Annotated in this window: 21 protein-coding genes and 1 tRNA gene; 7 read left to right on the plus strand and 15 right to left on the minus strand. The window is 66.5% G+C overall.

From position 1 onward, the window contains the following. Window positions 1-120: 120 nt before the first annotated feature. Complete coding sequence (locus G6035_RS03655) at window positions 121-771, minus strand: TetR/AcrR family transcriptional regulator C-terminal domain-containing protein (RefSeq protein WP_176615722.1); 651 nt, start codon at window positions 769-771, stop codon at window positions 121-123. 68 nt (window positions 772-839) lie between these two features. Between G6035_RS03655 and G6035_RS03660 the strand changes: the two genes are divergently transcribed. The 5 genes from G6035_RS03660 to G6035_RS03680 all read left to right on the plus strand — a co-directional run bounded on the left by G6035_RS03660 (window position 840) and on the right by G6035_RS03680 (window position 5,149). Continuing rightward, on the plus strand, window positions 840-1,844 hold the full coding sequence (locus tag G6035_RS03660) for an ABC transporter ATP-binding protein (protein WP_176615723.1): 1,005 nt from the start codon (window positions 840-842) through the stop codon (window positions 1,842-1,844). Further along, window positions 1,841-2,668, plus strand: a complete 828-nt coding sequence (locus tag G6035_RS03665; protein WP_176615724.1) for an ABC transporter permease — start codon at window positions 1,841-1,843, stop codon at window positions 2,666-2,668. The genes G6035_RS03660 and G6035_RS03665 overlap by 4 nt, the downstream gene beginning before the upstream one ends. Further along, the gene (locus G6035_RS03670; protein ID WP_176615725.1) at window positions 2,665-3,519 is read left to right on the plus strand and encodes an ABC transporter permease; all 855 of its coding nucleotides are present in this window, start codon (window positions 2,665-2,667) and stop codon (window positions 3,517-3,519) included. The genes G6035_RS03665 and G6035_RS03670 overlap by 4 nt, the downstream gene beginning before the upstream one ends. 242 nt (window positions 3,520-3,761) lie before the next feature. Further along, on the plus strand, window positions 3,762-4,820 hold the full coding sequence (locus tag G6035_RS03675; RefSeq protein ID WP_176615726.1) for a DUF4192 domain-containing protein: 1,059 nt from the start codon (window positions 3,762-3,764) through the stop codon (window positions 4,818-4,820). 71 nt (window positions 4,821-4,891) lie between these two features. Then, window positions 4,892-5,149 carry a helix-turn-helix domain-containing protein gene (locus G6035_RS03680; protein WP_176615727.1) on the plus strand — a complete coding sequence of 86 codons (258 nt, stop codon included), beginning with the start codon at window positions 4,892-4,894 and terminating at the stop codon, window positions 5,147-5,149. 262 nt (window positions 5,150-5,411) lie between these two features. Here G6035_RS03680 and G6035_RS03685 read toward each other — a convergent pair whose 3' ends face one another. Both G6035_RS03685 and G6035_RS03690 read right to left on the minus strand, forming a co-directional pair. Continuing rightward, window positions 5,412-6,542 (minus strand): site-specific integrase, encoded by a 1,131-nt coding sequence (locus G6035_RS03685; protein WP_176615728.1) that lies wholly within the window; start codon window positions 6,540-6,542, stop codon window positions 5,412-5,414. Between the two features lie 87 nt (window positions 6,543-6,629). Beyond that, a tRNA-Leu gene (locus G6035_RS03690) sits at window positions 6,630-6,710 on the minus strand. Window positions 6,711-6,896: 186 nt separating this feature from the next. Here G6035_RS03690 and G6035_RS03695 point away from each other — a divergent pair. After that, window positions 6,897-7,499 carry an ANTAR domain-containing response regulator gene (locus G6035_RS03695; protein ID WP_176615729.1) on the plus strand — a complete coding sequence of 201 codons (603 nt, stop codon included), beginning with the start codon at window positions 6,897-6,899 and terminating at the stop codon, window positions 7,497-7,499. A gap of 119 nt (window positions 7,500-7,618) precedes the next feature. Here the strand turns inward: G6035_RS03695 and G6035_RS03700 are convergent, their stop codons facing one another. The 12 genes from G6035_RS03700 to hisI all read right to left on the minus strand — a co-directional run bounded on the left by G6035_RS03700 (window position 7,619) and on the right by hisI (window position 25,563). Beyond that, window positions 7,619-9,718, minus strand: a complete 2,100-nt coding sequence (locus G6035_RS03700) for a hypothetical protein (RefSeq protein ID WP_176615730.1) — start codon at window positions 9,716-9,718, stop codon at window positions 7,619-7,621. Between the two features lie 248 nt (window positions 9,719-9,966). Then, window positions 9,967-11,451, minus strand: coding sequence for a pyruvate kinase (gene pyk / locus G6035_RS03705; RefSeq protein WP_176615731.1), 1,485 nt, complete (start codon window positions 11,449-11,451; stop codon window positions 9,967-9,969). Window positions 11,452-11,520: 69 nt separating this feature from the next. Continuing rightward, on the minus strand, window positions 11,521-12,975 hold the full coding sequence (locus G6035_RS03710; RefSeq protein ID WP_176615732.1) for a glutamate synthase subunit beta: 1,455 nt from the start codon (window positions 12,973-12,975) through the stop codon (window positions 11,521-11,523). Continuing rightward, window positions 12,968-17,614, minus strand: coding sequence for a glutamate synthase large subunit (gene gltB, locus G6035_RS03715; RefSeq protein ID WP_176615733.1), 4,647 nt, complete (start codon window positions 17,612-17,614; stop codon window positions 12,968-12,970). Before gltB ends, G6035_RS03710 begins: the two co-directional genes overlap by 8 nt. Window positions 17,615-18,094: 480 nt before the next feature. After that, entirely contained in the window at window positions 18,095-19,321 is a 1,227-nt protein-coding gene (gene lgt / locus G6035_RS03720; protein ID WP_371130827.1) for a prolipoprotein diacylglyceryl transferase, read from the minus strand. A gap of 6 nt (window positions 19,322-19,327) precedes the next feature. After that, window positions 19,328-20,185 (minus strand): tryptophan synthase subunit alpha, encoded by an 858-nt coding sequence (gene trpA / locus G6035_RS03725; protein ID WP_176615734.1) that lies wholly within the window; start codon window positions 20,183-20,185, stop codon window positions 19,328-19,330. Next, the gene (gene trpB / locus G6035_RS03730; protein ID WP_176615735.1) at window positions 20,178-21,596 is read right to left on the minus strand and encodes a tryptophan synthase subunit beta; all 1,419 of its coding nucleotides are present in this window, start codon (window positions 21,594-21,596) and stop codon (window positions 20,178-20,180) included. Before trpB ends, trpA begins: the two co-directional genes overlap by 8 nt. Before the next feature lie 76 nt (window positions 21,597-21,672). After that, complete coding sequence (gene trpC, locus G6035_RS03735; protein ID WP_176615736.1) at window positions 21,673-22,509, minus strand: indole-3-glycerol phosphate synthase TrpC; 837 nt, start codon at window positions 22,507-22,509, stop codon at window positions 21,673-21,675. 2 nt (window positions 22,510-22,511) lie between these two features. After that, the gene (locus tag G6035_RS03740; protein WP_371130838.1) at window positions 22,512-22,802 is read right to left on the minus strand and encodes an HGxxPAAW family protein; all 291 of its coding nucleotides are present in this window, start codon (window positions 22,800-22,802) and stop codon (window positions 22,512-22,514) included. Between the two features lie 89 nt (window positions 22,803-22,891). After that, a complete protein-coding gene (locus tag G6035_RS03745) occupies window positions 22,892-23,488 on the minus strand; it encodes a Trp biosynthesis-associated membrane protein (protein WP_176615738.1) in 597 nt (198 codons plus the stop codon). Next, a complete protein-coding gene (locus G6035_RS03750) occupies window positions 23,485-25,110 on the minus strand; it encodes an anthranilate synthase component I (RefSeq protein ID WP_176615739.1) in 1,626 nt (541 codons plus the stop codon). The genes G6035_RS03745 and G6035_RS03750 overlap by 4 nt, the downstream gene beginning before the upstream one ends. A gap of 48 nt (window positions 25,111-25,158) precedes the next feature. Then, complete coding sequence (hisI, locus tag G6035_RS03755; RefSeq protein ID WP_176615740.1) at window positions 25,159-25,563, minus strand: phosphoribosyl-AMP cyclohydrolase; 405 nt, start codon at window positions 25,561-25,563, stop codon at window positions 25,159-25,161. Between the two features lie 135 nt (window positions 25,564-25,698). On the opposite strand from hisI, the gene G6035_RS03760 reads away from it, so the two are divergent. Beyond that, window positions 25,699-26,343, plus strand: coding sequence for a TIGR03085 family metal-binding protein (locus tag G6035_RS03760; RefSeq protein WP_176615842.1), 645 nt, complete (start codon window positions 25,699-25,701; stop codon window positions 26,341-26,343). Window positions 26,344-26,347 lie beyond the last annotated feature (4 nt).

Consider the following 26,347-nt stretch of genomic DNA (forward strand, 5'->3'; position numbering starts at 1 on the left):
TCTTCAAGGTCCAAGAAATGCACCGCGCCCTGCCAACAGTCGACGAGCCCATGATCTCTCGGCACAAGGATTCCTGGATTGGAATGCTGGTCTTCTGCCCACTGTCTCTGGAAATGGAAGCTAACGGGGGCTTGCGATTCCCCGAAGCATCAACTCCAGGCCTAGTTCAAATTGGGCATCCACGTCCGGCAGTCCACAGAAGATTTCAGCGACGGCCGACAGTTCCGGTGGGGTACCGGGCCGTAGCATTTGGACGACGTCTGCCACGCAGCCATCCGCAGTGGAGCTCCAGGTGATCTCGGTGAACGCTGAGCCGAGGGAGTATGAGGTGATGGTACGCACCAGGTCGTAGGCCTGCGCCTCCGCAAATCCCGCTGAGACAAGCGCCAGCGTATGAATCTGGACCGTCCGTAGCGCCGACGCCGGCATCACCTGCTGGCTGAAGATCAACGGGGCGGCGTTTGGGTGGCGGCGCACCACGTCACGAATAACACGGGCGAGTGAGCGGAGGCCGGCATCCCAATCCTCGGCAGCTCGATCGGCTGCCTCAATCTCGTCCCACATGGCCTCGACCACCCCGTCGAGCAGGTCCTCCCTGTTGGCGACGTGGTGGTAAAGGGACATCGCCTTCACCTCGAGCACGGCGCCGAGCTTGTGCATGCTCAGGGCATCGAGTCCATTCTCGTCGATGAACTTCAGCGCACGCTCCACGACCCGATCCCGGGTCAAGGAGATGCGCCGGCCGCTGGGGGGCAGTGATTGAGTGCTCACCCTTGTAACCTTACGCCATAAGTCGTAGGCTGTTCAATCAAGGAGACTTACGCCGTAAGGGAGATGTCATGATACGGGCGACCACGACCTCAGTGGACGACGGATTGGCGATCGAGGTGACCGGACTCGGGAAGACCTATGGACGCGGAGCTACGGCCCGCCCCGCGGTCCGGCCGACGACGCTCTCGCTGCCGTGGGGCCAGGTACTTGGCCTCCTCGGTCCTAACGGTGCCGGCAAGACCACCTTGATCAAGATGATCTGTGGTCTCGTGACGCCCACCGCCGGCTCCGTCCGGGTCGGCGGCTGGGATCTCACCACGGACCGCAGCCGCGCGATGCTGCAGATCGGCGCGGTGCTGGAGGGGTCGCGGAACGTCTATTGGCCGATGTCGGCCTGGGAGAACCTGCTCTACTTTGGGCGCTTGAAAGGACTGCGGGCCGCCCAGATCAAGCCGAGGGCCGAACATTTGCTCAGGGACCTGGACCTGTGGGAGCGGCGACACGAGCAGGTCGGCTCGTACTCGCGCGGCATGCAACAGAAGGTCGCAGTCGCCGCTGCGTTGATTAACGACCCGCCCATTTTGCTCCTTGACGAGCCCACCCTGGGCCTCGATGTCGAGTCCGCCCTGACGTTCAAGGAATGGATCGCCCGTCTCGCCCGGGAGGAGCACAAGACGATCCTTCTCACCACGCATCACCTCCACGACGTGGCGCAGGAACTCGCCGACCGCATCGCCGTGATCCGCAGCGGTGAGATCATCACTGACCTGCCCACCCGCGAGCTGCTCGCCCGACACGCGGAGGACCGCTGGGAAATCCGCCTTGCCGGTTCCCTCGATCACCTTGTGGGGGCGCTGCCGGGTGGCGCCCAGACATCCATTGACCACAACGAGACCCGCATATGGCTACCCGACAACCAGGCGGGTTTGTACGCCGTGCTCGACCACCTGCGCGACACCGGTGCCCGCTTGGTCTCCGTAGAGAAGTCCATGCCGAGCCTCGAGGAAGTCTTCCTGCGGTTGCTGCACGACCCCGCCGCACCGGCACTGGTCTCGAAGGAGGCCACCAGATGACTGCAGTCATGCCGCGTGCCCTGCCCCGCACGGCCGTCGGCCCCGTGCTCCAGGCACGGCTGTTGGGTAACGAGATCACCAAGGGGCTGCGGCTGGCGTGGCGCCGCAAAGGGATGATCGTTGTGGGGACGGGGCTGAATCTTCTGACCTACCTTGGCATCAACCTCTTTATCGGCGGCGGTCACGTCATCACGGGCCTCATGGTGCGCACGCTGCCCGCCCTCCTGGCCGTAACCGTCGCCCAGGCGGCAGCCGTCAACGGCAGTGGCGGGATCGCCGAGGAAATCAATGGCGGCACTTTCGCCCACGCCCGCCTCAGCCCGGGGTCCCCGCTGCTCCAGGCGACCGGCAGGCTGGCCGCGCTGGCCGTCGAGGGCCTGCTCTCGACGGCAGTGCTGGCGGCGGTGCTCACTGCTTGGTTTGGCCTGGATTACACTGGGCCTTCCGCGACTGTGCTGCCGGCGGCATTGACAGGGCTGGACGCACTCGGTTATGGCTTGCTCATCACCGCCCTTACGCTCCGGATCAACAGCATCGGAGCCATCACCCACGTGTTCAACATGGTCATCATGTTCTTCGGTGGCATGCTGGTACCGGTGACGGTGTTCCCCGGTCCAATCCAGATGGTCAGCCACCTGGTGCCGACCTCCCTCGGCGTCCAGGCAATCAACACCACGATAACCTCCGGACTCGCCGCGAGCTGGACTGACGGAACCATGCCGTGGTTGATCGTCCACTGCGTCGTGTTGATCTCCGCCGGATTGGTCGTGTACAGCACGGCCATGCGGCACGCCCTCCGGGAAGGAGCACTGACCCCCCGATGACCGGAAAAACGCCGACGCCAGCGCTCACCGCCCGTGCCTACCTTGCCGCCCTCGGGAACGAGATCCGCAAAGGCTTCCGATTTGCCTGGGCCGAGCGGCTCCAGATCCTGATCGAGCTCCCCATGTTCGCCGCCTTGGCGCTGCTGCTGGGGCCGCTGCTCGGCCAAGGCAACCGAATCGTCAACGGCAGCACCACGTGGACTCTCGACAGCCACACCACTTCAATCCTGGTGATGTGGTTCGTGCCTTTCACCTTCTTCTACATGCAGGTCGTGAAGATGTTCTGGCGACTGCTCGCCGAAATCCAAGCCGGCACCATAGAGCAGGTCTTTCTCTCTCCACTTCCCGCCTGGGTCGTCGTCGCCGTCGGCCGCGTCGCTGCGGCATTCCTGGAGACCTTGTTCGTCGCCGCCTCGACATACGGCATCGTCTCGATCTTCGTGCCACTGCAGATCGAATGGAACGCCGCCGCGCTGCTGCCACTCCTTTCCGGCGCGCTCGGCGCGATCGGCGTTTCGCTGATGATCGCCGGGGCCACCCTGGTTTGGCAGAGGATCCAACTCGTCAATGACGCGGTCCTGATGGTTGTGATGATCTTCAGCGCCAGCGCCCTGCCCCTCATCACCGTCCCCAGCTGGTGGTCCGAGATCAGCCATTTCCTGCCCCTGACCGATGTCACCGGGAGCCTGTACCGGGCCCTTTTCACCCACCAGCCCGTCCTGGTCGCATGGGGAATGGGAGGACTGGTCCCGATGCTGGCCACGACGTTGGGCTACCTCGCCGCCGGAATCCTGGCCTTCGGACTCGGTGCCCGGGCCGCAAAGCGGCACGGCACCCTGGGACGCTACTGACATGCACGGCAGCGCTGCAAAACGCTGACGGCCACCGCATCGGGACAGGGCGAAGATCTGGGCAGGTCCCGCAAATCCGGCGCGACTCGATGCCGTCCAAGCGGGTGCGCACGTCCCATCTCCTGAGGCCGCATTGATAATGCGCGGACTGACTAGGGACTTCCACTCACGTCGTTTGACCTGTTTCGGACCATGAACAGTCAAGAGAGCAGCGGCTCGTGGCGCGTTTGGTCGGAGGAATTGTGGAACGGCTCAGTATCAAGACACCGGACGACTTCATCAGTTTGATGGGGCATACGCTCGGTTATTGGCCGAATGAAAGCCTGGTCTGTGTCACCCTGGACGGCCACCGTATCGGGGGAACCCTGCGCGTAAACCTACCCAAAGCCCAGGCTGACCTTGCTCGTTACGTCGACGACGTGGTCTCATACATCTGTACGGACACTGAAGCAACCGGCATCGTTTTTGGTATCTTCACCCGCGCCCCCTGGAGTCCCGGGGATCCGCGCCCACACGAAGCCGTCATGGAATACCTCACGGGCAGATTGTCAGAACAAAACATCATCCTGCGTGACGGCTGGCTTGTCGGCGAGACAACCTTTACCAACTACCTTCGGATGGTCACCGAGCCGGTCAAGACATTCCCGCTTGACCGCATCACCGGCAGTGAGCTCAATGCTGAACTAGTCTTCCGCGGCTCGAGCATTGCCGCGGACCCTGGATTCCGTATACCCGTCCTCGCGCGGCGTGATCTCAGTGAGGAGATCATCAAGCACTGCGGACGGATCGAGGCCATGAGCCCACCCGCCGCGATCGCCAAGGCCAGGGCATTGTGGGGCGGTCTCCTCGAGGGCAGCCAAATGCCCACCGATGACGAGTCCGCCGAACTACTGGCATACTTCAAGTTCATTTCAGTCCGCGACCGGCTGCTCGGCGATATACCCGGACTCAACGACAAACTCGGCGACCTCCTTCTCGCCCAAACCCAGCGTGCACCGCACTGGCGACGCGTGGACCGGGCAAGCGACTTGCTTCTGCACTTGTATAGTCGGGCCGACAGGGCGGATGCCGCGCCTGTCCTCACCAGCCTGGGTGTTATCCAATGGTGGGAAGGCCGTGGCGGTCGCGCCCACGATTGCTTCCAGCAAGCCATGGAGGCCGACCCCAACTATCGCCTTGCCCAACTCAGCGACCAGATGGTGCGTGCCGGTATCCTCGCTCCTTGGGCCATGGATCGCAACGCCGCCTATCAACCGCCCCTGAACCACGGTCCCGAAATAGAAGGGTTGGGCATGGCCTAAAAAGTTTGCGGCCAGCTCAAAACGCTCCCATTGATCACTTCCATCCGTCCGCAACTCGAAAGGAACTCGCAATGACCACCAAACCAGGGTCCGACCCCGCCCCCTTTGAACCGGCGAGCTGGATGTCCCCTCAGGACGTCTGCAACCAGCTCCACATTCCCCGTCAAACGTTCTATCAGTGGCGGGCCAAGCGGCTCGGGCCGCCAGCATACAAGTTTGGGAAACTTATCCGTGTCAAGCGGGATGACTTCAACGAATGGATGGCCAGCCACGCCGAAATCACGGGCCGTACACCGGCGAACCCCCACGGCGCGGACGAGATTCGGTAACGCCATGCAGCGCGAGTTCTACGAACCCGAACAAGCAGCGGAGCTCCTCCACTGCTCCGAGGCCTGGTTGAGGGCCGGGGCCGCAAACTGCGAGTTTCCCCATCTCACATGGGGAAAAGGGAAAATCGTCTTTACGGATGAACACCTCGAAGAAATTGCAAACCTTCGAGAAGTCCCTGCCCGACCAACGGCCGCGAGTGTGACGCGAAGGATCGGCACTCGAGCCAACGCCCGTACGCGCTAAACTGCCGCGACCGCGTGCCTATGCGCTCCAAGCCTTGGAAGACCTGGCCGTCGCTGCCGCTGCATCCTTTAGCGCTTCCGGCATGAGATGCCCGTAAACCTGCTCTGTAGTGCGCGTCGACGAGTGCCCCAGCCGGCGGGAAATAGTGAACAATGACAGCCCCTCCTGAATCAGCCACGAAGCATGCGTATGCCTCAAATCGTGGATCCTAGGGTCCTTGGTCAAGCCTTGCGCCCGTGCCGCCTTCACGGCTGGAACCCAAAAGTGATGCCAATAGAGTTTGTGGACGATCCGCCCGCCTGCCGGGGTGGTGAATAGGAGGGCGTCCGGCGGCTTTCCCGCTACCAGCGGTAGCAAGACATCGACGAGCTGCTCGTCCAGGGACACGGTCCGCTTGCCAGCGCGTGTCTTCGTTGCGCCAATTTCGTATCGGGAGTCATTTCCACGCTTCCAAGCCTTGTTGATGCGGACAGTCGCCGGGTCGGACGTCAGATCCAGATCCCCAATGGAGACTGCGGTCGCCTCGCCGAAACGGGTGCCGGTCGTGACCAGAAAGTTCGTAAAGGCCTTGTACCGTTCCCCCATCGCATTCATGATGAGGCCAAATTCTGCATGGGTGAGGAACTGCGCGTCGTCATCTGACTTGTCATCGGACGGCAACTCAACGCCAAGGCATGGGTTGTCCGGACGGTACTGCAATCTGACTGCGGTCTTCATGGCTGCGAAGATCAATCCATGGTTGTTCCGGATCGTCTTGGGAGAGGCGCCCTTGGCCTGCATGTCCTTGATCCACTGGGTGAGATGCCGGTAGTCAAGCTTGTCCACAGGTATGTGTCCGATGACATCAGCTATGTGCAGGTCAAGCATGGTTTGGTAGGTATGTATCGTTCCCGCAGATGGCCGCGTCAACAGATTGATGTGTTCCTGGACGACGGCCGCAACCGTCGGCTTCTTCTTGTCATTTTCGAGGAGTGCAGTTTGGGCGATCTCGAACGACTGGCCGTTCGCGTCCAATAGGCGCTTCAGAAGGTTCGCTTCGACTTCGGTGCCCATGCTGATGCCATGGTTCCGTCTCGTTTCAGGGTCCCGCCAACGGACCATAAAAACTTTGGATCCGTCCTTTTTCGGGCGCTCACTGATGCTGGCCATAGCCAAAATTCTACGCCGCTGTACACACTTTTGGGGATTTTATACACATCTAGAGGATGAATGTACCTCTGACCTGCGGTAATACGGTGCCCGAGGTGGGACTCGAACCCACACACCTCTCGATACTGCATTTTGAGTGCAGCGCGTCTGCCATTCCGCCACTCGGGCCAATGCAAGGTGCCCGGAAGGCCCCGTTACAAAGATCACGCGCCCATTGGGGGAATCGCTCCCGAACAAGTGCGCGAAACCACTCTACATGCAGATAGGCTGTTTCGTAGAACCAGTTCCACTCGCGCGTCTCGATTTCGGGACCAGCGTCCGAGCTGACATCCCGCAGCCTCCAAGGAGCCATTAGTGTCCGAACAATCGGAATCCGCATCCACCACCCCCGCACGCCGCGTCATCGTTGCCGAAGATGAGACATTGATCCGTCTGGACATCATGGAAATCCTCCGCGGCGAGGGCTACGAGGTGGTTGGCGAGGCTGACAACGGCGAAAAGGCTGTCGAACTCGCCAAGGAACTCAAGCCCGACCTCGTCCTCATGGACGTCAAAATGCCTGTCATGGACGGCATCTCCGCGGCTGAACAAATCGTGAAGGCCCGCATCGCCCCCGTCGTCCTGTTGACGGCCTTCAGCCAGAAGGAACTCGTCGAGCGCGCCCGCGACGCCGGCGCGATGGCCTACGTGGTCAAGCCCTTCACCCCGGCCGACCTCATCCCCGCCCTCGAAATCGCACTCTCCCGCCACGAGGAAATCAAGGCCCTCGAGAACGAAGTGTCCGACCTCCAGGAACAATTCGCCACCCGCAAACTCGTTGAGCGCGCCAAGAGCCTGCTGACCACCAAGATGGGCCTGTCCGAACCCGAGGCCTTCCGCTGGATCCAAAAGACCTCCATGGACCGCCGCCTGAGCATGCGCGAGGTCGCCGAAACCATCATCAACCAGGTCAACTAACTCCCCGACACCGGCTGCCGCGGCCACTTGCCCACACGGCAACTTTCTGGCGCACGACGCCGGCACCCCCTCGGGTGCCGGCGTCGCCTTTTAAGAGTCGCCTTTCAACCGGGCTCCCCTTAACCGCGGTCCCCCGCCGCCGCGCTGCCGGTGGGGGTCCCCACCTGCCGGGGAGCAGCCACCGCCGGGGCCACGCCCTCCCGCTGCCGGCGCCTGCCAATGGCCATCACGGCACACACCGCGCCGGCAACAACCGCGTAGGCCGCGTAAAGGCCGGCCCGTGCCGCTAAAGGTACTGTCAGGCCGTCCCGCGGCCAGGGCAGCAGGACAAAACTAAACAGGGCAACCGCGGCGATGTAACACAGGATCCAGACACCCCGGTTCCAGGCCCAGACCAGCGCCCCCTCGAACGGGGCGAGCGGCAACAAGGTGACCGGCAGCGCCGCCAGGGCCAACACCGCGACAATGGCGAGCAATTCCCCTGCCGCAAGCGTGGTGAAGCCCCCTGCGTCGCTGACGGCTGCCACGTAGTCCGGCTGGATCTCGTCCCACTTGATGAATGATCCGACATCGTTGGCCGCGAGGAAGCTGTATCCGGCCCAGGCGGCAAGGCCCACCACCGCCATGTAGACGCTGCCTGCAATGGCTGCCACCGCCAGCCTGCGATGCCCGGCATCTTTGGTGTTGAGGCTGTAGTCGACGCCCAAGACGGCACCAAAAACCAACGCCGGTTCCGGGCCGGCCACACGTGTGAAGGCAAGTGATGCCAGCAACACCGCCACGTAGACAGGCCTTGCGGCCACCCGCGGAAAAAAACCACGCCCGTGCCGGCGCACCACGGTCCACCGGACCACCATGGAACCATGGTTCAACAGCAGGAACGCCGCCAGGAAGGAAAACGCCATGCGGGCCGCCCCCTGGCTCCAGGCAAAACCTTCCTGGCCGGCTGCAGCCAACGCGGCACACGCAAGCAATATGAGGAAGGCCAGCGGGCCGTGCACCTGGCCCAGCACGGGGACCCGCCAATCGCGGCGTGTGGTGGCGTCAGCAGCACCGGGTGCCGCAGCACCGGCCTCCGCTTCGGCGGCCGCAAGATCAGCACCCGGTGCAGCGCCAGTGCCAACCCCCGGCTCGGCAGCAGGAACCCCACGTGCTCCGGCGGCCCTGGTGAAACCCGGCCGCGCTCCCAGGCTGATACCCCGCCCGGCGGCCCGGCCGAAGTCCCGCCCAACCGTGGGCACCACACGGCGGACGGCCGCTGCCAGGCGCCCGGTCCCTGGGCCAGCGCCCGCCGCCAGCAGCGACGTCGAGCCGGCCAGCAGAAGCGCCACCACCATGCCCAGCAACAGGATGGGCCATGCCAGCGCCCACAACCCGGCGGGGAACGGAGCCGAAGACCCTGTGGCGGGCGCTGTGAACGCCCGGAAATTGCTATAGGAGCTCGGCTCGAACCAGCTGCCCGGCTCAACCACGGGCCCGCCCAGGACCGTGTCCGACGCTTCACGCGGGATCGTGACCGTGAACGTTTTGAGGTCCTTCAGGCTGGGATTGCACCTGCCGGTGATGGTTCCGCCTTCGACTCCCGGACTGGAGCCCCACGTCATTCGCGGACACATCGGGTTGCCCAAGGCCAGCAGGGAGTACCTGGCAATGAACAGCTCGTGCGTGCCCGGGCCTGTCAGGGCCGCCGGGATTTGAATCACCTGCGCAGCAGCAGGCTTTCCCTTGCCCGCCTTGGCCCTGACGGACTTGACCTGATCCGAACTGATGTGGGAGTCCTTCATGCATGCTGCAAACGCCTTGACCGTTGCCGGATCCGTGAAGCTCAGCCCGGTGCCGGCGCCGTGCTTGGTCCCCGCGGCGCGGTTGAAGGCCCCATAGGTGGCAAACCTGCTGGCATATTTCAACACTGCATTGTTCCTGCAGTCATACATGCCCTTCAGCGCTGCGGCCGCCTCGCCGGCACTCCCCCACAACCCGCTTGAACGCTCCCAGGAGGCAATGTAGGCACCTCCACCCTCCACCGTCAGTTCCCAATAACTCTTGCCGTCAGGTCCCGCCTTCAGCACAACGGGCGCCCGCCCCGGCTCCACGACATCCACCGCGGCACCCTCGTCACCCGGGACCGCAGCCGCCGGCGCGACCCCGCCCCACGCCATGCCCGCCAGCAACCCGGCGCCAGCCAGGCAGGCCCCCCACACCGTTTTCCTGCGCACCACATCCATCGCCTCCAGTCCGCCACTCCCGCCAAGAAGCTCAAACGCCGCTTCATCCGATACTGGAAACCGTAAGGCACGCGGGCACCCGGAAACCCGGGAAATCCGCCCGCCTGTGGATAACTTTGGCCACCGGTGCAGGGTCTCGACAAGCTCGACCGCCGGAGGTCTCGACCACCGCTTAACGCACGACGGCGGCACCCGCCGTGGGTGCCGCCGTCGTGCCTTGCGCTGTGGCCGGATATCCGTCCTTACGCAGTGGGCCAGGGGCCAACCTTTTCCCGCTTCACGGGGGTGCCGTCCGATGCCTTGCCAATGTCGGAGAGGTCGCCCACCTTGTGTGCCTTGACGAGGTTGGTCGAGCCGGCCTGTCCGGGAGGGGAACCGGCGGCGATGACAACCATGTCGCCCTCGGTCACCAGTCCCTTCTCCAGCAGCGTGTGGTCAACCTGCTCGGTCATCGCGTCCGTGTGCGCCACCATGGGCACCAGCACGGGCTCGATCCCCCACGTCAGCGCCAGCTGGTTGCGGACCTGCTCCACCGGGGTGAAGGCAAAGACCTGCTTGGACGGGCGCAGGCGGGACAGGCGCCGGGCCGAGTCGCCGGACTGGGTGAACGTGGCAATGAACTTCGCGCCGAGCTGGTCGGCGATCTGCACGGCCGCGGCCGTGATGACGCCGCCGCGGGTCTTCGGCTCCGAGCCCAGGCTCGGGATGCGCTTGAGGCCGTCCTTCTCGGTGGCCTCGATGATCCGGGCCATGACCTTGACGGTCTCGATGGGGTAGGCGCCCACGCTCGTTTCGCCGGACAGCATGACTGCGTCGGCGCCGTCGAGCACCGCATTGGCGCAGTCCGAGGCCTCCGCGCGGGTGGGGCGCGGGTTGTCAATCATGGATTCGAGCACCTGCGTGGCCACGATGACCGGCTTGGCCCAGCGCCGCGCCATTTCCACACAGCGCTTCTGCACCAGCGGCACGTCCTCTAGGGGCAGCTCCACACCCAGGTCGCCACGGGCCACCATGATCGCGTCAAACGCGTCAACAATGGCCTCGAGGTTGTCCACGGCCTGCGGCTTTTCAATCTTGGCAATCACGGGAACGCGACGGCCGGCCTCGTCCATGATTTCGTGGACGCGGTTGATGTCCGCGGCGTCACGCACAAACGACAGGGCCACCAGGTCCACGCCGCACTTGAGCGCCCAGCGCAGGTCCGACTCGTCCTTTTCGCTCAGTGCGGGCACGTTGACGGCCACGCCGGGCAGGTTGATGCCCTTGTTGTTGGACACCTTGCCGGGAACGGTGACCTCGGTGACGACCTTGACCTTGTCAACGGCGGTGGCGCGCACGGAAACCTTGCCGTCGTCAATGAGGAGGGTGTCCCCCACCTTGACGTCCTCGGTCAGGGACTTCAGCGTGGTGGAGCAGATATCCTTGGTGCCCGGGACGTCCTCGGTGGTGATGGTGAAGACGTCGCCCACGGCCAGTTCGTAGCCCGTGCCGTTTTCAAAGCGTCCCAGGCGGATCTTCGGACCCTGGAGGTCTGCCATGATCGCAACCGTCTTGTGCAGCTGCCCCGACGCCTTGCGCACGTTGTCGTACGTGTTCTGGTGAACGGTGTAGTCGCCGTGGCTCATGTTCATCCGGGCAACGTTAACGCCGGCATCCAGCGCGGCCAGGGTGTTTTCGTAGCTGGCGATGGCCGGCCCGAATGTGGCCACAATTTTAGCGCGTCTCAATTTACCTACCTATGGGTGTGGTTGACAGTGGAAAACTTTGGTCCCTGCCTCAAGCCTAGCGGTTGGCTGCTACACACTGATAGCCAAGTCACTGGGTGAGACGGGCGCCGGCAGGAACGTCTCCCCCATGAGGAACTTGTCCACCGCCGCGGCGCAGGCGCGCCCCTCGGCAATGGCCCACACGATCAGCGACTGGCCACGGCCGGCGTCGCCGGCCGCAAACACGCCCGGACGGGTGGTCATGTAGTAGCCGTCGCGGCCCACGTTGGAGCGCCCGTCCAGCTCGACGGGCAGCTGGTGGGTCAGCTCTGCGGTCTCCGGGCCGGTGAAGCCCAGCGACAGGAACACCAGGTCGGCCGGGATGGTCCGCTCGGTGCCTTCCTTGGGCACGCGCCGGTTCCCGACGTACTCCGTCTCGGCAATTTTCAGCCCGGTCAGCACGCCGTTTTCACCCAGGAATTCCACGGTGGAGGCCAGGTAGGTCCGCTCCCCGCCCTCTTCGTGGGCGCTGGCCACCTCAAACAGGTTCGGGAACGTCGGCCACGGCTGGGCGGAGGTGCGCTCGGCCGGCGGCTGCTTGCCGATGGCCAGCGTGGTCACCGACGCCGCCTGCTGGCGGTGCGCCGTGCCCAGGCAGTCCGCCCCGGTGTCGCCGCCGCCAAGGATCACCACATGCTTGCCACGCGCGTCGATCTGGTTCTCCACCACATCCCCGGCCACCACCTTGTTCGACTGCACCAGGTAGTCCATCGCAAAGTGCACGCCTTCCAGCGCCCGCCCCGGAATGGGCAGGTCCCGGGGCACCGTGGCCCCGGTGCACACCACGACGGCGTCGTAGCGCCTTCTCAGCTCCTCCCACCCGATGTCCTTGCCCACCTCGATGCCGGTGCGGAAGCGGGTGCCTTCGGCCGCCATCTGCTCCAGGCGGCGGTCAAGGGTTTCCTTCTCCAGCTTGAAGTCCGGGATGCCGTAGCGCAGCAGCCCGCCAATCCTGTCATCCCGTTCGTACACGGCAACCGTGTGGCCCGTGCGCGTGAGCTGCTGGGCCACGGCCATCCCGGCCGGGCCGGACCCGACGACGGCGACCGTCTTGCCGGTGAGCCGGGCCGGCGGCAGCGGGTGCACCCAGTCCTGGGCGAAGGCCTCGTCAATGATGGAGACCTCCACCTGCTTGATGGTCACCGCCGGCTGGTTGATGCCCAGCACGCAGGCCGTCTCACACGGTGCCGGGCACAGCCGGCCGGTGAATTCGGGGAAGTTGTTGGTGGAGTGCAGCCGTTCAATGGCCTCCTGGCCCTTGTCCCGCCACGTCAGGTCGTTCCACTCGGGGATCAGGTTGCCCAGCGGGCAGCCCTGGTGGCAGAACGGCACGCCGCAGTCCATGCATCGCCCGGCCTGGGCCTTCAGCACGCCCTTTTCCTGGGACTCGTACACCTCTTTCCAGTCCATGATCCGTACCGGGACGGGCCGGCGGGCCTGGGTGATGCGTTCCCGATTCTTCAAAAAACCGCGGGGATCAGCCACCGGTAACCTCCAAAATTTTCTGCCAGACGGAGTCACCGTCGGGGTCCTCGCCCAGCCCGGCTGCTGCCAGGCGGGTTTCCAAAACTGCTGCATAGTCGCGCGGGAGCGCCTTCACCAGGCGGGCCGTGGTGGCCGGGAAGTCCGCCAGCAGCGCCTCGGCCACCTCCGAGCCGGTCTCGTCGCGGTGCTTTGTGAGAAGTGTGTGCACAACGTCCGCGTCGCCGGCGTCGAGCGGGCGCAGCTGCAACTCGCCCGAGTCCAGGGCGGCCTTGTTGACGCTGCTCTCCTGCAGGTCCAGGATGTAGGCGGTGCCGCCGGACATGCCCGCGCCGAAGTTGCGGCCCGTGGGCCCCAGGATCAGGGCAAGCCCACCGGTCATGTATTCGCAGCCGTGGTCGCCGATGCCCTCCACCACGGCCGTGGCCCCGGAGTTGCGGACCAGGAAGCGTTCGCCCACCTGGCCGCGCAGGAACATCTCCCCGCTGGTGGCGCCATAGCCGATCACGTTGCCGGCAATGACGTTCTCCGCCGCGGTGAACGCGTTGGCACGGTCCGGCTGGACCGTGATGCGCCCGCCGGAGAGTCCCTTGCCCACATAGTCGTTGGCGTCGCCGAACAACCGCAGCGTGATGCCTGCGGGCAGGAAGGCGCCCAGCGACTGGCCGGCCTGGCCGGTGAGGGTCACGTCGATCGTGTCCGGGCCCAGCACGTCGATGCCGAACGTCTTGGTCACGTGCCAGCCCAGCAGCGTGCCCACGGAGCGGTCGGTGTTGACCACCGGGACGCTGATGCGCACCGGGGCCCGCTCGGCCAACGCCTCGGCGCTCATGGCCACCAGCTGCTGGTCAAAGTGCTTCTCCAGCTCGTGGTTCTGCGTGGTGAAGTTGCGCACCGGCGTGGCCGCCGGGACGCCGGCGTCGGACAGGATGGGTGAGAGGTCCAGGCCCTGGGTCTTCCAGTGGTTCAGGGCCGGGCGGGTGTCCAGCACGCCGCCCTGGCCGATGGCCTCCTCGAGGCTCCTGAAGCCGAGCCCGGCCAGGATCTCGCGCACTTCCTCGGCCAGGAATTCAAAGAAATTCACCACAAATTCGGGCTTGCCGCTGAAGCGCTTGCGCAGCTCCGGGTTTTGCGTGGCCACGCCCACCGGGCAGGTGTCCAGGTGGCACACCCGCATCATGACGCAGCCGGAGACCACCAGCGGTGCCGTCGCGAAGCCGTATTCCTCGGCGCCCAGCAGCGCCGCCACCACCACGTCGCGGCCGGTCTTCAGCTGCCCGTCCACCTGCACCACCACGCGGTCACGCAGCCCGTTCAGGCGCAGCGTCTGCTGTGTCTCGGCCAGGCCCAGCTCCCACGGCATGCCGGCGTGCTTGAGCGAGTTCAGCGGGCTGGCGCCCGTGCCGCCGTCGTGCCCGGACACCAGCACGACGTCGGCCTTGGCCTTGGTCACGCCGCTCGCCACGGTGCCGATCCCCATCTCGGAGACCAGCTTCACGTGGACGCGCGCCTCCGGGTTGGCCCTCTTGCAGTCGTAGATCAGCTGTGCCAGGTCCTCAATGGAGTAAATGTCGTGGTGCGGGGGCGGGGAGATCAGCCCGACGCCGGGGGTGGAATGCCGGGTTTCGGCAATCCACGGGTAGACCTTCTTGGCCATGAGCTGGCCGCCCTCGCCGGGCTTGGCGCCCTGGGCCATCTTGATCTGGATGTCCGTGGCATTGGTCAGGTACAGGCTCGTGACGCCGAAGCGGCCCGAGGCAACCTGCTTGATGGCCGAGCGGCGCTCCGGGTCCAGCAGTCGGTCCACGTCCTCGCCGCCTTCGCCCGTGTTTGACTTGGCGCCGAGCCGGTTCATGGCGATGGCCAGGGTTTCGTGGGCCTCGCGGGAGATCGAGCCGTAGCTCATGGCGCCCGTCGAAAAACGCTTGACGATGCTGCTGACCGGCTCCACTTCATCCAGCGGCACGGGTGGGCGGACGCCGTCGCGGAACTTCAGGAGCCCGCGGAACGTCATGAGCTTCCCGGCCTGCTCGTCGATGCCCTGCGTGTACTTCTTGAAGATGTCATAACGGCGTTCCCGCGTGGCGTGCTGCAGCCGGAACACGGTGTCCGGGTTGAACAGGTGCGGTTCGCCGTCGCGGCGCCACTGGTACTCGCCGCCGCCCGCCAGCGGCTGGTGGGGGACCTCGACGCCGTCGACCGGGTAGGCCAGCGTATGCCGGGCCCCGACCTCGGCGGCAATGACATCGAGCCCGACACCGCCCAGCTGGGAAGCCGTGCCGGTGAAGTAGTCGTTGACGAGTTCCTGGGACAGCCCCAGCGCCTCGAAGGTCTGGGCGCCGCAGTAGGAGGACACGGTGGAGATGCCCATCTTGGACATGATCTTCAGCACGCCCTTGCCCAGGCCCTTGATCAGGTTGTGCACGGCCTGCTCGGCGGTGACGCCGGAAATGTCGCCGTTGCGGACCAGTTCCTCCACGGATTCCATGGCCAGGTACGGGTTGACGGCGGCCGCTCCAAAGCCGATCAGCACGGCCACGTGGTGGACTTCGCGCACGTCGCCGGCTTCCACGACCAGGGAGACCTTGGTGCGGTTGGAGCTGCGCAGCAGGTGGTGGTGGACGGCGCTGAGCAGCAGCAGCGACGGGATGGGCGCCCAGGCTGCGGAGGAGTCGCGGTCGGAAAGCACCACGTACTGCACGCCGCGGTTGATGGCGCCGGAGACCTGCTCGCAGATCTCGGTGAGGCGGGCGCGCAGGGCGGGCTCGCCGCCGTCGAACTTGTACAGGCCGCGCACCTTCATGGCGATGCGCTCCCCGCCGGTGCCGTCGGCGTTGGCAGGGCTCTCGATGTTGGCGATCTTGGCCAGTTCGTCGTTGTTGATCACGGGGAACGTCAGGGCCACCTGAGGCATCGTCACCTTGGCGCGCGAGAGCAGGTTGCCCTGCGGGCCGATGGCGGTGTTGAGGGAGGTGACCAGTTCCTCGCGGATGGAGTCCAGCGGCGGGTTGGTGACCTGGGCAAACGACTGGACGAAGTAGTCAAAGAGCAGGCGCGGGCGCTTGGACAGCACCGCCACGGGCGTGTCGGTGCCCATGGCACCCAGCGGCTCGCCGCCGGTCTGCGCCATGGGGCCGAGCAGGATTTTCAGCTCTTCGGTGGTGTAGCCGAAGGTGCGCTGGCGGTGGACGACGGACGCCGCGGTGTGCACCACGTGCTCGCGCTCGGGCAGCCCGGCCAGGCGGATGGTGTTTTCCTTGACCCATTCGGCCCACGGGTTCGCCGCGGCCAGCTGGGCCTTGATTTCCCCGTCACGGATCAGCCGGCCGTTTTCGGTGTCCACCACGAACATCTTGCCCGGCGCCACGCGGCCCTTTTCCACGACCTTGTCCGCGGGGATGTCCAGCACGCCCACCTCGGAAGCGAAGACGACCAGGCCGTCGTCGGTCACCCAGTAGCGGCACGGGCGCAGGCCGTTGCGGTCCAGCGTGGCACCCACCTGCGTGCCGTCGGTGAAGGATACGGCCGCGGGGCCGTCCCACGGCTCCATCATGAGTGAGTGGTATTCGTAAAACGCCTCGCGGTCCGGGTCCATCGTGGCGTGGTTTTCCCAGGCCTCGGGGATCATCATCATGATGGCCTCGGTGATGGGCCGGCCGGAGAGCCACAGCAACTCGGCCACCTCGTCGAAGGAGGCGGAGTCCGACGCGCCCGGGGTGCAGATCGGGAACAGTTCCTCCGGCGCATCCCCCAGCAGCGGGTGGGACATGGTGGACTGGCGGGCACGCATCCAGTTCCGGTTGCCCTTGACGGTGTTGATTTCGCCGTTGTGGGCGATGGTGCGGAACGGCTGGGCCAGCGGCCAGGACGGGAAGGTGTTCGTGGAAAAGCGTGAGTGCACCACGGCCAGCAGCGTCTTGAAGCGGCTGTCGGAGAGGTCCGGGTAGAACGGCTCCAGCTGGGCGGTGGTCAGCATGCCCTTGTAGACGATCGTCTTGGAGGAGAGGGACGGGAAGTAGACCCCGAACTTGTGCTGGGCCCGCTTGCGCAGCCGGAAGGCCTTGGCGTCCAGCTCGTGGGCGGCACTTGGGGCCCCATCGTTGGCCGGGCCGGTGTGGCCGTCTGCGGCGGGTGCTTCGGCCAGGAACAGCTGGCTGAAGTGGGGCATGCAGGCGCGGGCGCTGGTTCCCACGAGCTCCGCCACGACGGGAACCTCGCGCCAGCCGAGCACCACCAGGCCGTCGCGTTCCGCCAGGGCCTCGATGCCGGCCCGCACGGACTCCTGCTCCTTGGGCTCGCTGGGCAGGAACGCGGTGCCCACGGCGTACTCCCCCGCCTCCGGCAGCTCCAGCCCGGCGACGGCGCGGAAGAATTCGTCGGGGACTTGAACCAGGATGCCGGCGCCGTCGCCCGTCCCCTCGTCCGCGCCCACGGCGCCGCGGTGCTCCAGGTTGCGCAGGGCGGTGAGGGCGTTTTGGACGATGTCGTGGCCGGGCGTGCCGCGCAGGGTGGCGACGATGGCCAGCCCGCAGGCGTCCTTCTCGGCCTCGGGGCGGTACAGGCCCGCCTGCCCCGGCATGGCGGCGAATCGCACGAAGGGCGAAACGGCGCGGCCGGCGGGCTGCTGGGTGAATCGAGTCATGACGGTGAAGTCCTTCCCCTGGTCGAGTGGTGAGTGGGGACGACAGTGGCCCATGGCGACCGGGGAGGGTTCCCCGGGAAGCGGTTTCGGTGTGTAACCGTGGTGGTGCAGGGCCGCACATTGTGGCTGGCACATCCGGAATGTCATTCCTTGGTGCAAGTGCACAATTGGGCCCGGTCAAGTCCCGCGCCCGTCCTGTGCGGCGGTTTTCACTATATAAGGCATCGATCTGCGCTGAATACTTCTATCTTACATTTTGGAAGCATATGCAAGATCAGTAATAAAAAGCGGGAAAGAGACGTGTTCCCGGCTGCTGGAAGGGGCCGACCGGGCGTCCGGACCGCACGTCACTGGTGCCCGCGGGCCCGGGCTGCGCCGCCGGGCCAGCTGCCCGCGGCACAAAAGCGGCACAAAAATGGCGGCCCCGAAGCTTCAGGGCCGCCAGATTGAGTGGTGCAGCCGGGCCGGCTGCGTGCGTTGTCAGTGGCCGGACTTGCCGGTTTCCTCGGGTGTCGCCGCGTCCTTGGCGGTGTGCCTGTCAGCGCCAGGGGCGGTGTCGTCCGCTGCGCTGCCGGTGGTCGGCAGGGCCGCGTCGTCGGTTGCCGTCGGCCCGGCGTGCCGGGCGCCGGAGTCCTGGTCCGGTGCGTCCGCCGTGGCGGCTCCCCCGGTGCCCTCGCCGTTCTTGGGGGCGACCTTCTCGGGGGCGGCCTTGTCCGGGGCGTCCGTGTCCCTGGCACCCTTCCCCTGGAACCCCTTGCCCCGGGCCCCCATGTCAGTTTCCGTGGACACGCCGCCGGCCACGGCGGCGGCCGGTCCGCGGCCGGGCAGGAACACGGAGTGCGTGACGGACTTGCGGCGGATGAACGTCAGGAGCAGGAACACGATCAGCGCGGCGGTGAAGACGAAGATGCTGGTCCACACGTTCAGCCGGGCCGTGATGCCGAAGAAGGTGATGTGTTCGGCGGCGTCAATGCGCAGCATTTCAATCCACAGCCGGCCGGCCGTGTACACCATGGCGTACATCAGGAACATCCGCCCCCGGCGCAGCCGGAAGCGCCGGTCAATAAGCAGCAGCGCCACCACGCCCAGCACGTCCCAGACGCATTCGTACAGGAACGTGGGGTGGAAGAGCGTGTCCGGGCTGAACCCGGCGGGCACATACTGGGGGTCCACATGCAGCCCCCAGGGCAGGGTGGTGGGCCCGCCAAACAGTTCCTGGTTGAAGTAGTTGCCCCAGCGGCCGATCGCCTGGGCCAGCAGGATTCCCGGCGCCGCGGCGTCAATGAAGGCGGAGATCCGCACGCCCGCCCGGCGGCAGCCGATCCAGGCACCGAGGACGCCCAGCACCACGGCGCCCCAGATCCCCAGCCCGCCGCGCCAGATCTGCGGGATCAGCCACAGGTCGCCCGTGCCGTTGTAGCCCGGGCCGAAGTACGCGTCCGGGGAGGAAAACACGTGGTAGAGCCGGCCGCCGATGATGCCGAAGGGGATGGCCCAGATGGCGATGTCCCAGATGGAGCCTTCGGGGCCCCCGCGGCGCCGCCAGCGGATGTTGGTCAGCCAGATCGATGCGACAATTCCCAGCAGGATGCACAGCGCGTAGGCGTGGATGCGCAGCGGGCCGACGTTGAAGCCGGACCACACGGGTGCGGGAATGGCCGTGGCCGCAGATGCTGCCAGGGATTGGGAGATGGCGGTAAAGGTCACTGGCGGTTATGCTCCCGTGCTGGAAGGTGTGGCGGCGTCTGTGCCGAAGCCGGAGCTGAGTTCCCTGGCCAGCGCGCCCACGGCGGGCACACCGCCGTCGCGCAGGGCCGCCACGAGGGCGGTGCCCACAATGACGCCGTCGGCGTAAGAGGCAATTTCACGCACGTGCTCCGGACGGGACACGCCCAGGCCGACGCAGGCGCGCTCGGCGCCCGCGGCGTGGGCCGCTGCCACCACGGCCTGCGCGGAGCTGGACACCGAGGCGCGGGCACCGGTGACGCCCATGATGGAGACGGCGTACACAAAGCCCCGGGTGGCCTCCACGGTCATGGCCACGCGTTCCGGCGAGGACGAGGGCGCCACGAGGAACACGCGGTCCAGCCCGTACTTGTCTGAGGCGGCAAACCATTCGGCCGCTTCATCCGGAATGAGGTCGGGGGTGATGAGACCGGCCCCGCCGGCCTCGGCGAGCCGGCGTGAGAACTCGTCCACGCCCATGCGCAGCACGGGGTTCCAGTAGGTCATGACCAGCACGGCCGCGTCGGTTTCGGCCGTGACGGCGGCGACGACGTCGAACACGTCCGCGACGCGGAAGCCGTTGGCCAGGGCCTGTGTCGTGGCGGCCTGGATGACCGCTCCGTCCATGACCGGGTCGGAGTAGGGGATGCCGATTTCAATGATGTCGGCGCCGTTGCGGGCCACGGCGATGGCCGCATCTATGGACGTCTGCTTGTCCGGGTAGCCCGCGGGCAGGTACCCGATCAGGGCCTTGCGTCCGGCCGCCCTGGCGCGTTCGATCGCCGCGGCGGACTTGCTCACCGTGGACCTGGCGTCAACGGCGGCGGGGGCGTTGCTTTCACTCATGGGTGGCATCCTCTGCGTTTTCATCGGCACCGGCGGCCGGTGCGGCACCCTTGGCGCGCCGCGTGGACAAGGTGGTGCCCTTGACGTGTCCGTTTTCATCCAGCAGGCCAAACCACTCCGCGGCCGTTTCCACGTCCTTGTCGCCGCGGCCGGACAGGTTGACGATGATTACGATGTCCGACGGCGTTGCCACGCCTTCCGTCAGCCGCTTGCCGACCTTGATGGCACCGGCCAGGGCGTGCGAGGACTCGATGGCCGGAATGATCCCCTCGGTCTGGCTCAGCAGCCTGAAGGCGTCCATGGCCTCGACGTCGGTGATGGGCTCGTAGGTGACGCGCCCGACGTCGTGCAGGTAGGCGTGCTCGGGGCCGACGCCCGGGTAGTCCAGGCCGGCGGAGATGGAGTGCGACTCAATGGTCTGCCCGTCCTCATCCTGCATGAGGTAGGAGCGGGCGCCGTGCAGCACGCCCGGACGGCCCAGCGTGATGGTGGCTGCGTGGCGGCCGGTGTCGACGCCGTCGCCGCCGGCCTCGAAGCCGTAGATCTTCACCGACGCGTCGTCCAGGAAGCTGTGGAACAGGCCGATGGCGTTGGACCCGCCGCCGATGCAGGCGCACAGGGCGTCCGGGAGGCGGCCGAGCTGTTCGAGGATCTGCTCGCGGGCCTCCGCGCCGATCACCTCGTGGAAGAAGCGCACCATGGCCGGGAACGGGTGGGCGCCGGAGACCGTGCCGAGCACGTAATGGGTGGTGTCGACGTTGGCCACCCAGTCGCGCAGGGCGTCGTTGATGGCGTCCTTGAGGGTCTGGGAGCCGTTGGTCACGGGCACCACCGTGGCGCCGAGCAATTGCATGCGGGCCACGTTCAGGGCCTGCCGCCGGCAGTCCTCGGCCCCCATGTACACGACGCATTCCAGGCCGAGGAGGGCCGCGGCGGTGGCACTGGCCACCCCGTGCTGGCCGGCCCCGGTCTCGGCGATGATGCGGGTCTTGCCCATGCGCTTGGCGAGCAGCGCCTGGCCGAGCACGTTGTTGATCTTGTGCGAACCGGTGTGGTTGAGGTCTTCGCGCTTGAGGAAGATCCGGGCGCCGCCGGCGTGTTCGCTGAAGCGCTTGGCCTCGGTCAGCAGCGATGGCCGGCCGGAGTAGTTCTTGTTCAGCTCGGCCACTTCGGCCAGGAACTCCGGATCGGCCTTGGCCTTTTCGAAGGTGTCCTCGAGCTCGTCCAGGGCGGCGATGAGTGATTCGGGCATCCAGCGCCCGCCGTAGCTGCCAAAGTAGGGACCCGGCGCATGGCGCAGGGAATGCGCCGGTGCCCCGGCGTCCGGTCCGTGCCCGCCGGCCAGGAACGCCGTTGCGGGGTCCTCCATGCCGGCAGGTCCTGATGACGAAGCTGTGGGCTCATGGGCCATCAGTTCCACCGTCCTGTTCGTTGCTCATAGTTTCGAATGGGTCGTTGCTGTTTCCGGGCGGGCGGCGGAACCGGGTTCAGGGCTGGCGCACACCGGCCTGCAGCGCCTTGATGGCGTCCGCGCCGGCCTGCCGGAATTCGGTGATCCGTTCCAGCGGCGTGGCGTCGGTGACGAGCGCTTCCCCCACCAGGACGGCGTTCGCACCGTGCCCGGCATAGTGGCGCACGTCCTGTGCGCCGCGCACGCCGGATTCTGCAATGACCACCGGCCCGGCCGGAATGTTCCCGGCCAGCGCGGCAAAGTTGCCGCGGTCCACCTCAAGGGTTTTCAGGTTGCGGACGTTGATGCCGATGATCCTGGCGTCCACGGCCACGGCGCGTTCAATTTCTTCGGCCGTGTGCGTTTCGACGATCGCGTTCATGCCCAGCTCGTGCGCCAACGCCAGGTAGTTGCGCAGTTCACCGTCCGTCAGCGCTGCCACGATGAGCAGGACCACGTCGGCGCCGTGCGCCCGGGCCTCCCAAATCATGTAGGGGTCGCAGGTGAAGTCCTTGCGCAACACCGGAATGTCCACGGCGGCACGCACGGCGTCGAGGTCGGCCAGGGAGCCGCCAAAGCGGCGCTCCTCGGTCAACACGCTGATCACGGATGCGCCGCCGGCTGCATATGTACCGGCGAGGGCGGCCGGATCGGCAATGCCGGCCAGGGCGCCCTTGGACGGGCTGCGGCGCTTGACCTCGGCGATGACGCGCACCTCGGGGCGCACCGCACTGTCCCCGCCAAGCGCCGCATGGGCGTCCAGGGCGGGGCGTGCCGCGGCGGCACGTGCCTTCAATTCCTCCAGCGGCACAGCCCGCCTGCGGGCGTCAAGGTCTTCCTTGACGCCCGCAATGATGTCCTGCAAAACGGTCACGCTCAGTGGCCGTTGTTCTTCAGCTTGCTGCCGCCCACGCCGTAGCCGGCGGCCTTCATGGCCAGGCCCACGATGAGTCCGACGACGATCACGGCCACGCCGATCCAGAACAGGATCGTGGCGCTTTCGCCAATGAGGAAGGCGATGCATCCGACGATGACGCCCACGAGCATGACGGTGACGCAGGTCCAGGCTGCGGGGCTGTTTCCGTGCCCCAGGTCAATGCTGTGGTCGATGGGCCCCTCGGTGCTGACCGTTGCGGACGTGGTGGCCGACTTGTTGCTCATGGTAATTCTCCCTTTGCTGCGGATACTGCAATACATTCTGCCATTAGAAGCTGGTGTAAGCCGAAACGCGGCCACGCCGTGGACGACTGCCCGGCCTAGGCCGTGGGATCATCGCCCCGGCTGAGCCTGTCCCAGCTGTCCACCTCGTCAATCGGGGCGCCCGGGGCGGGCTGGGCACCCGGGGCGGCAGCGGCGTCGTACTTGGAGCGCACGGTCCAGCCGCGGCCCGCCCACAGGATGAGCACGGCGGCCAGGGCGAGCACGGCGGCGGCAATCACGGCAGCCACGGGGAACCAGGTGGTGGCGGCATTGCTGGCCACCCCGACCACCCCGGTGGCCTTGCCCACCTCGGCCATGGCGGCCGCGGAGGGGTCCGCCAGCACACCCAGGACGACGACGATGATCCCCGCCGCGGCCAGCAGGACGATGACGCCGGTGATGATCCGCGCCACCCGGCCGGCGATGGTCACCGCCAAGGCACCGGCCAGGGCCACGAGGGCCAGGGCCGAGACGGCGACGGCAGCCTTGCTGCCCGGGATGTTCAGGTCCGACTGCTGGACCGCGCCCTGGGCGATGGAGACGTGGAGCCAGGTCTGGGTGGTGGTGCCGAAGACGGCCAGCGCCGCCAGGATGGCCAGCATGACCAGTGTGGACTTGCGCTTCCAGGCGGGCACGGACGATGTGGCACTCATGACAGCCTCCCGGCCCTGGCAGCGTTGGGTTCGGTGGCATCGTGCGCCGGGGCGTCCCCGGGACCGGCCCCGGCGTCTGCGACGGGATCTTCCCGCAGGGCCCGCAGCGAGGCGGCGGCATGAACGGCACGCAGCGGCGCCGCGGCCTTGTTCACGGTTTCCTGGGCCTCGGTTTCATTGACGGAATCGGCCACGATGCCGCCGCCGGCCTGCACGTACGCCTTGCCGCCCAGCAGCAGGGCGGAGCGGATGGCGATGGCCATGTCCATGTCGCCGGCAAAGTCCAGGTAGCCCACCACGCCGCCGTAAATGCCGCGGCGGTGCGGCTCAAGCTCGTCGAGCAGGCGCAGGGCGCGCGGCTTGGGCGCACCGGACAGCGTCCCTGCCGGGAAGGTGGCGGCCAGCACATCATAGGCGGTCTTGTCCGCGGCCAGGGTGCCCACCACGGTGGAGACCAGGTGCATGATGTGGCTGAAGCGCTCCACTTCCATGAACTGGGTGACGTCCACCGTGCCGGGTTCGCAGACCTTGGAGAGGTCGTTGCGGGAAAGGTCCACGAGCATGAGGTGTTCCGAGCGTTCCTTGGCATCGGAGAGGAGGTCCTTGGCGAGGAATTTGTCCTCCTCCACCGAACCGCCCCGGGGCCGTGATCCTGCGATCGGGTGCGTGATGACCTCGCTCCCGCTCACGCTCACCAGTGCTTCCGGCGACGAGCCGACGATGGAGTACGGCGTGCCGTGGGCATCCTGAAAGCTGTATAGGTACATGTACGGGCTGGGGTTGGTGTTGCGCAGCACGCGGTACACGTCCAGTGCCGAGGCCTTGCACTCCATTTCAAAGCGGCGCGAAATCACCACCTGGAAGACCTCGCCGTCCACAATGGCTTCCTTGCCCCGGTCCACCGCCTTCAGGTATTCGTTGCGGTCCCAGCGCTCCCGGACGCTCTCGGCGAAAGGGGCCCCGGAGACATCCATGACGGACATCGGCTGGGCCACAGGGGTGCGCAGCTGGTCCACCATGCGCCGCACGCGCGCCACGGCGTCGTGCCAGGCGGCGTCGACGTTTTCGTCCGTGCCGTTGACGTTGATCGCGTTGGCGATCAGCAGCACCGTGCCTTCGGCGTTGTCGTGCACGGCCATGTCGGAAATGAGGTTCAGGGCAAGCTCGGGCAGGTGGAGGTCGTCTTCCGGCGGCGAGGGAAGCCTTTCCCAGTGCCGCACCGATTCCCAGCCCACGAAGCCCACGAGTCCCGAGGTGAACGGCGGCAGCCCTTCGAAGCGCTCGGTGGCCAGCAGCTTCAGGGTGGCCGCCACGGCCTCCACGGGGTTTCCTTCCAGGGGCACGCCCACGGGCGGCTCGCCCTGCCAGTGGGCGCCGCCGTCGTCCGTTGTCAGGGTGGCACCGGACTTCACCCCGATGAACGAATAGCGGGACCAGACGCCGCCGGCCGCCGCCGACTCCATCAGGAAGGTGCCCGGGGCCTCCGCGGCCAGGGTGCGGTACAGGCCGATCGGGGTCTGCGCGTCCGCCAGCACCTTGAGGTGGACGGGAACCACCCTGCGGGTCCGGGCGAGTTCACGGAATTCCGCGAGCGTGGGGCTGATGACACCAAGATCTTGCATGAAGTGAATGTACTTTCGTATCAGGCGGGCTGATGGACGGTGGCGCCGTTATCCGCGGCTGCCGACGGTTGCGGCCAGCTCCCGGCCCTCAAAGCAGGTCCGGGTGCCGGTGTGGCAGGCGGCCCCCACCTGGTCCACGGTGACGAGCAGCGCGTCGCCGTCGCAGTCGATGGCCACAGCCTTGACGTATTGGAAGTGGCCGGAGGTGTCCCCCTTGCGCCAGTACTCGCCGCGGGAGCGCGACCAGAACGTCACCCGGCCGGAGGTCAGCGTGCGGCGCAGGGCTTCATCGTCCATCCAGCCAAGCATGAGCACCTCGTGCGTGTCGAACTGCTGGACGACGGCGGCCACCAGGCCGGCGCCGTCACGTTTGAGCAGCGCCGACACCTCCTCCGGGAGGGCTTCCATGGACGGCGTGGCGGGGACGGTCTGGGGTTCTGGCAGGTGCGGCATCAAGGCCAATTCTAGTGCCACAAAAGTTTTCCTGCGGGCCCGGCCGCCGCCCGGGGCCGGCACATTGCAAAAGTGGTGCCGGTTACGGCGGTTCCAGGTGCCGTTGAGGGCGAATACATGCTAATTTCACAAGTGATGCAATACGTAGAGCCATCCCGTGAAGTCCTTGCCGAGACCCTGCTGGCCGCCGGTCCGGGAGCGCCTACACTCTGTGCCGGATGGCGGACCCAGGAATTGGCCGCCCACCTGTTCCTTCGCGAGCACAGCGCCAAGGTGGGCGTGGGGCTGGTGATCAAGCCGTGGAACAAGGTTTCCGAGAAGGCGACGGCCAAGCTGGCCGAGGCTTCCTCCACGCCCACGGCCTACGCCGCCCTGGTGGAAAGGTTCCGCAGCGGCCCCCCGAAGCTGTCCCCGTTTGCCCTGCACGCGGTTGACCGCAGCGCCAACCTCGTAGAATTCTTCGTCCACACGGAGGACATCCGCCGGGCCACCGACCGCTGGGCGCCGCGCGCCCTGGACGCCGGCTACTCCGAGGACCTGTGGACCGAACTCGTCAAGCGCGCGGCCATCCTGTACCGCAGCGTGGACCTCGGCGTGGTGCTGGTCAATCCCGACGGCCCCCGCCACGTGGCCAAGCGCGCCCCCGTGTCCGTCGCGATCATTGGCGAACCCGGCGAGCTGCTGATGCACGCCAACGGCCGCACCGGCCAGGCCCTGGTGTCCTTCGAGGGCCAGGCCGACGCAGTGGCGCTCCTGCGCACGGCCCCCGTAGGACTCTAGCCCC

This window comes from Arthrobacter sp. SDTb3-6 (assembly GCF_013376095.1).
Classification (GTDB): domain Bacteria; phylum Actinomycetota; class Actinomycetes; order Actinomycetales; family Micrococcaceae; genus Specibacter.

Coding starts and splice junctions, on each gene's coding strand:
- trpA (WP_176615734.1), bottom strand. CDS start 20,185: ATGAGTGAAAGCAACGCCCCCGCCGCCGTTGACGCCAGGTCCACGGTG.
- trpB (WP_176615735.1), bottom strand. CDS start 21,596: ATGGCCCATGAGCCCACAGCTTCGTCATCAGGACCTGCCGGCATGGAG.
- G6035_RS03685 (WP_176615728.1), bottom strand. CDS start 6,542: ATGGCCAGCATCAGTGAGCGCCCGAAAAAGGACGGATCCAAAGTTTTT.
- G6035_RS03670 (WP_176615725.1), top strand. CDS start 2,665: ATGACCGGAAAAACGCCGACGCCAGCGCTCACCGCCCGTGCCTACCTT.
- G6035_RS03660 (WP_176615723.1), top strand. CDS start 840: ATGATACGGGCGACCACGACCTCAGTGGACGACGGATTGGCGATCGAG.
- G6035_RS03750 (WP_176615739.1), bottom strand. CDS start 25,110: ATGCAAGATCTTGGTGTCATCAGCCCCACGCTCGCGGAATTCCGTGAA.
- G6035_RS03680 (WP_176615727.1), top strand. CDS start 4,892: ATGACCACCAAACCAGGGTCCGACCCCGCCCCCTTTGAACCGGCGAGC.
- G6035_RS03745 (WP_176615738.1), bottom strand. CDS start 23,488: ATGAGTGCCACATCGTCCGTGCCCGCCTGGAAGCGCAAGTCCACACTG.
- G6035_RS03760 (WP_176615842.1), top strand. CDS start 25,699: ATGCAATACGTAGAGCCATCCCGTGAAGTCCTTGCCGAGACCCTGCTG.
- gltB (WP_176615733.1), bottom strand. CDS start 17,614: ATGACTCGATTCACCCAGCAGCCCGCCGGCCGCGCCGTTTCGCCCTTC.
- hisI (WP_176615740.1), bottom strand. CDS start 25,563: ATGCCGCACCTGCCAGAACCCCAGACCGTCCCCGCCACGCCGTCCATG.
- G6035_RS03665 (WP_176615724.1), top strand. CDS start 1,841: ATGACTGCAGTCATGCCGCGTGCCCTGCCCCGCACGGCCGTCGGCCCC.